The following is a 4,759-nucleotide window of genomic DNA, read 5'->3' as shown; positions in this document are numbered from 1 at the left end:
CGGGTGCGGGCTTTGGTGTCGCGGACGGCGGTGTCCGTATCGATCGGAGCGACCTCGACGCACGAGTTCTGCCCACTGCCGCCGCTGTAGGACGAAGTTCGCCAGGCTCCGATCGGGTTGTGGTCAGGATGCATCAAAGCCCCTTTGCTGCCCGGAGGATCAGGTGCGTCGACCCGTGGAGGGGAAGGTCGAGGCTTTCCGTGACGGCCTTGGCGGTCTCGTGTCGGATGCGGTGTTCAGGCGCGCTTGAGGCCGGTCAGGAAGGTGGCCCACGGGGTCGGGCCGAGTTCGAGTCGGCCGCGGGTGCGGGCTTTGGTGTCGCGGACGGCGGTCGTTCCGACATGGCGGCCTACTTCGACGCAGTCGCCTTCATGGCCGGAGTGGGTGGACTTTCGCCAGCCCTCGGGCTGAGAGGTCATATGGATCGCATCCTTGCTGCGATGTGTGATCGGGACTCGTCCGTGGAGAGCGCATCGGCGAACAGATACTCGATGTGCCGTCGGTAGCGGCGGAGATCGCGATCGTCTTCCTTGATCAGCATGCCGCCGTGGTACTCGATGAAGAGCGCGCTCGGATCGTGCGGACCCGAAAAGTCGAACATGGTCAGGCCACCGTTGTAGGCGCTTGCAGGCGAACTGGTCAACAGCACCTGGATGGTGACATTGGGCAGCTCGATCAATTCCAGCAAGTGGGCGAGTTGACCCCTGAGTACATCCCGGCCACCGATTTCGCACCCGAGGGCGCTCTCCGAGACGAGTGCTCGAACAGTGGTCGGGTTCTCTCCTTGCAGGATGCGTTGGCGTTTCATGCGGATGTCGACGAGTGCTTCCGCCCGATCGGGATCCGGGATCATCGAACCCGAACCGATCAGCGCCGTCGCGTACCCGCGGGTTTGCAACAGGCCGAGGATCAAGCCGGCGTTGGCCGCCAGGATCCCTGAGCACTGCGACTCCAACGCGATCAGTTCCTCGGATCCGTCCCGCCCATGCTCACCGTCGGTCGCGCGACGACGGAAGCAGCAGGTGGTGGCGGTGTCCGAAGGGGACGAGTGCCGCGCGTCGAATCGGCCGACGGCCGGCGGCCGATTCGACGCTCTCGATCGGAGGCCGGCGGCGGCGGGTGGGGCGAACACGATGGGTTCGAGGCGGCCGGTCGTCGTGTGTGCGATTCGGTTGTGCTTTGCTCGGGAGGGCAATTCGCTGTTCGAACGAGAAGGACCCCTATGTGTGACATGCGTGACTTCATTGCCGGGTTGCCCAAGTGTGAGTTGCATCTGCATATCGAGGGCACGTTGGAGCCCGAGTTGAAGTTCGTGCTCGCCGAGCGCAACGGGATCGAGTTGCCGTATGCGTCCGTGGAGGAGATGCGGGCGTCGTATCGGTTCGACAGTCTCGCGTCGTTTCTGACCATCTACTACGAGGGCATGCGGGTCCTCGTGCACGAGCCGGACTTCTACGACCTCGCGATGGCCTACCTGAGCAAGGCCGCGTCGCAGAACGTGCGCTACGCGGAGATGTTCTTCGACCCGCAGGCGCACACCGGGCGGGGTGTGCCGTTCGACGTCGTGGTGCGCGGGCTCAGCCGGGCGATCACGGACGCGCGGGCGCGGTTCGGCATCCGGGCTCAGTTGATCATGTGTTTCCTGCGCGACTTCCAGGCCGAGTACGCGATGGCCACGCTCGTGCAGTCGCTCGCGTATCGCGAGTACATCGTGGGCATCGGGCTCGACTCGGACGAGCGCGGCAACCCGCCGGCCAAGTTCGCCGCGGTGTACGCGCGGGCCCGGGCCGAGGGCTACCGGCTGACGATGCACTGCGACGTCGACCAGGAGAACAGCACCGAGCACATCCGCCAGGCCATCGAGGACATCGGCGTGGACCGGATCGACCACGGGTCGAACGCCTTGGAGAAGCCGGAGTTGGTCGCGGCGATCAAGGCACGCGGGCTCGGTCTGACCGTGTGTCCGGTCTCGAACTCGTTTGTGGTGGACGGGATCAAGGGTGCGGAGATCCGGCGGATGCTCGACGAGGGGATCCTGGTCACGATCAATTCCGATGACCCCGCTTACTTCGACGCGTACGTGCAGGAGAACCTGGAACGCACGCAGGCCGACCTCGACCTGAGCAAGGCCGAGGTCGCGCGGTTCGAGTACAACGCGTTCGCGATCACCTGGCTGCCGGAAGCTGTGAAGGACGCCTACGTCGCGGAGTTGGACGCGTATGTGGCGGCGAACGGCTGAGTTTGCTTGCGACGCGTGGTGAACTCCCCGAACCGGACGGGGAGTTCACTCGCGGATCAGGGCAGCGGTGCGACCCACGTGGACGGGTCCTGGCAATCCTTGAACTCTGTCGCTTCGAAGGTCCGCAAGACCTCGGCGTAAGGGATGCGGGTGTTGTCCCTGACGCCGATGGTGACTTGGCAGCCACCGACGTTCGCGAAGAACAACGCGCCACCTTCGGGGACAACGACGCCTTTGTCGCTCGTGGTCCGGTACCAGGTGTCATGGCCCGCGACGGATGTCGGAGCGCCGAACTCCGCCGTGTGTCCGTCGAGGTAGCCGCTCCTCGGCATGATTCGGACGTCCAGGAGTCCCGGCATGACGTTGACCGGGCTCGTGGCCTGCCAACGCGGTTGCCCCGCCTCCGCGGTGAACGCGAGTTCGGAGTCGGTCTCTGCCGCGGCCTCCTCGGTGCGGGCGTACCAGCCTTCGAACCGCAGCCCCGCGGGCAGGTATCCGAGGCGATACGGCGCGCGGAGATCGCTGCCCGGCCGTACGGTCACCAGGTCCGCGAGGGTCCGGACGGCGGCCCGCCCCCGGTCGAAGGCGGTCACCGTCACCCACGCCCCGGACGGGTCGCGCCAAGCGATGACCTCGCTTGCCGGGGTCGTCTTGACCGAATTCGGCGGCCCTTGAGGCAGGCCGCCGTCCCGAAGCGGCTTGGGATTCGCCGCCGGGAAACGGAACTGCGGGAGGTAGTAGGCCCGATGCCCGCCGACGGTGATGGGCTCACCCGCCGACAGCGCGGCCTCGTCGAGGATTCCCGCCGCGTACACGCCGACGTCGCCCGACCCGCCCGAACCGGAGCCGACGGGGCGAATGCTCGCCAGGACGCCGCTCCCGACCGCGCCGTGGGTCATCCGGTAGTAGCCGCTGCCGGCCGTGATCTCGATGCGAACGTTCGGCGCATCGGGGCCGATCGAGGACGGCGGCCCCGTGGCTGCCTTCGGCGCCGGCGGGTGGTCGTCCAGGCGGGGCACCACCGTCGGCACCAACACCCCCAGCGCGATCGTCGTCGCCACGCCCGCGCCGGCGATCACGCGGCGACGACGGCGGAATCGGCGGGCGCCGGCGTGGGTGGCTTCGATCATGCCTTCGGGATCGGGCGCCGACGACGCGTGGTCGGCGAGGACCCCTTCGAGGTCGCGGATGTCCGTCACGGCTTCTCTCCCATGCTGAGAACGGGTTGTCCGGTGAGTTCGACGCGCAGGGTCGCCAGCGCGCGGGACGCGTATCCGCGTACGGTGCCGGGGCGGCAGCCGAGCGTGTCCGCGATCTCGCCGTCGGACAGGCCCTCGTAGTAGCGAAGGACGAGGACCACCCGCTGCTGCCGAGGCAGTGTCACGAGGCGTTCCCACAGTTCGCCTCTGGGGTCGGCGCCCGGGGCCTCGCCCCGGGTGCTGCCCTGGGTGATCGGGGCCCGGGGGCCGTCCAGCGCGTCGTAGGTCAGGGCGACGGTTTTGATCACCTTGCGGCGCCGCAGCGACAGGAACTCGTTGGTCACCATGGTGCGGACGTACGCTTCGGGTCGGTCCAGCCTCGATATGCGTTTCCAGCGCACGAGTGCGCGGATCAGTGACTCCTGTACCAGGTCGCGGGCAAGCTCCGGATCGCCGCAGAGCAAGACGGCGTAGCGCAGCAGGGCCGGGAGCCGCGCCGCGGCGAAGTCCTCGAACGGCATCGTTTCCTTCTCCTTCTTGGTCCTTCTCCCGGTGTGGAAGCCCACGAGAGCTATAAACGCGAGTCGGCGCCGATCTGCTGTGCGGGGAGGGGAATTGATCGGAGAACGGATGGGGCGGGAGCGCCTCGGGCACTACTACGCATTGCGTGGTACTGTCCGTCGCATAGGAGCTGGAGGCTTCATGGACCCGAGTCAATTGCTCAAGGGAGTGCTGGACCTCGCGGTGCTCGCCGTGCTGCGCGAGGAGGACGGATACGGCTACGACGTGCTGCGCAGGCTGCGCAAGGCCGGTCTCGACGACGTCGGCGACGCGTCCGTGTACGGCACGTTGCGCCGGCTGTACAACGCCGGCCTGTTGACGTCGTACGTGGTGGCGAGCGACGAAGGCCCGAACCGCAAGTACTACGCGCTGAACGAGCCCGGCCGACTGCGGTTCCGGGAGTCCACCGACACGTGGAACTCGTTCGCCCGGACGATGTCGGAACTGGTGGGGGAGACCCGATGAAGGACACCGCACTGCACCCCGTCGCAGCGGACTACCGCGTCGAGGTCGCCCGAGTAGTGGCCGATCTGCCGCCGAGTGAGGCCGAGGAGATCCTCGACGACGTCGAGCTGAACCTGAGCGAGGTGGTCGCCGAACTCGACGGCGCGGTCACCTCCGACCTCCTGCGTGCCCGGTTGGGCACCCCCCAGGAGTACGCGGCCGAGCTGCGCGCGGCGGCCGGCTATCCGCCGCTGCGGGCGGGCGGTTCGCTCGGCGGGGCCCGCTTCGGCGCGGCCGAGCTCGTGCTGGCGGGGCT

General features: G+C 67.7%; 7 protein-coding genes and 1 pseudogene. 3 read left to right on the top strand and 5 right to left on the bottom strand.

Going from position 1 to position 4,759, the window contains the following annotated elements:
• The 3 genes from GT354_RS20300 to GT354_RS20290 form a co-directional block, all read right to left on the bottom strand.
• The coding region (locus tag GT354_RS20300) for a DUF397 domain-containing protein (RefSeq protein WP_202512086.1) at positions 1–134 on the bottom strand (134 nt) is incomplete at its 3' end.
• Between the two features lie 102 nt (positions 135–236).
• Positions 237–419 carry a DUF397 domain-containing protein gene (locus tag GT354_RS20295; RefSeq protein WP_161357725.1) on the bottom strand — a complete coding sequence of 61 codons (183 nt, stop codon included), beginning with the start codon at positions 417–419 and terminating at the stop codon, positions 237–239.
• Positions 416–955, bottom strand: coding sequence for a DUF5753 domain-containing protein (locus GT354_RS20290; RefSeq protein WP_161357723.1), 540 nt, complete (start codon positions 953–955; stop codon positions 416–418). Before GT354_RS20290 ends, GT354_RS20295 begins: the two co-directional genes overlap by 4 nt.
• 276 nt (positions 956–1,231) lie before the next feature.
• Here GT354_RS20290 and add point away from each other — a divergent pair, with 276 nt between their 5' ends.
• Complete coding sequence (add, locus tag GT354_RS20285) at positions 1,232–2,239, top strand: adenosine deaminase (RefSeq protein WP_161357722.1); 1,008 nt, start codon at positions 1,232–1,234, stop codon at positions 2,237–2,239.
• Positions 2,240–2,295: 56 nt separating this feature from the next.
• On the opposite strand, the gene GT354_RS20280 is transcribed toward add, so the two are convergent.
• Both GT354_RS20280 and GT354_RS20275 read right to left on the bottom strand, forming a co-directional pair.
• Positions 2,296–3,438 carry a hypothetical protein gene (locus GT354_RS20280; RefSeq protein WP_161357721.1) on the bottom strand — a complete coding sequence of 381 codons (1,143 nt, stop codon included), beginning with the start codon at positions 3,436–3,438 and terminating at the stop codon, positions 2,296–2,298.
• A complete protein-coding gene (locus tag GT354_RS20275; protein WP_161357720.1) occupies positions 3,435–3,959 on the bottom strand; it encodes a SigE family RNA polymerase sigma factor in 525 nt (174 codons plus the stop codon). The genes GT354_RS20280 and GT354_RS20275 overlap by 4 nt, the downstream gene beginning before the upstream one ends.
• A 181-nt stretch (positions 3,960–4,140) precedes the next feature.
• On the opposite strand from GT354_RS20275, the gene GT354_RS20270 reads away from it, so the two are divergent.
• Complete coding sequence (locus GT354_RS20270) at positions 4,141–4,464, top strand: PadR family transcriptional regulator (RefSeq protein WP_161357719.1); 324 nt, start codon at positions 4,141–4,143, stop codon at positions 4,462–4,464.
• Positions 4,461–4,759, top strand: a pseudogene (locus tag GT354_RS20265) (hypothetical protein); the annotation flags it as partial. The gene GT354_RS20270 and the pseudogene GT354_RS20265, both read left to right, overlap by 4 nt.

Origin of the sequence: Streptomyces sp. SID3343 (assembly GCF_009865215.1) — a bacterium.
Lineage (GTDB): Bacteria > Actinomycetota > Actinomycetes > Streptomycetales > Streptomycetaceae > Embleya.
This window is presented reverse-complemented; position numbering and strand designations above follow the sequence as displayed.

Coding starts and splice junctions, on each gene's coding strand:
- GT354_RS20275 (WP_161357720.1), bottom strand. CDS start 3,959: ATGCCGTTCGAGGACTTCGCCGCGGCGCGGCTCCCGGCCCTGCTGCGC.
- add (WP_161357722.1), top strand. CDS start 1,232: ATGCGTGACTTCATTGCCGGGTTGCCCAAGTGTGAGTTGCATCTGCAT.
- GT354_RS20270 (WP_161357719.1), top strand. CDS start 4,141: ATGGACCCGAGTCAATTGCTCAAGGGAGTGCTGGACCTCGCGGTGCTC.
- GT354_RS20295 (WP_161357725.1), bottom strand. CDS start 419: ATGACCTCTCAGCCCGAGGGCTGGCGAAAGTCCACCCACTCCGGCCAT.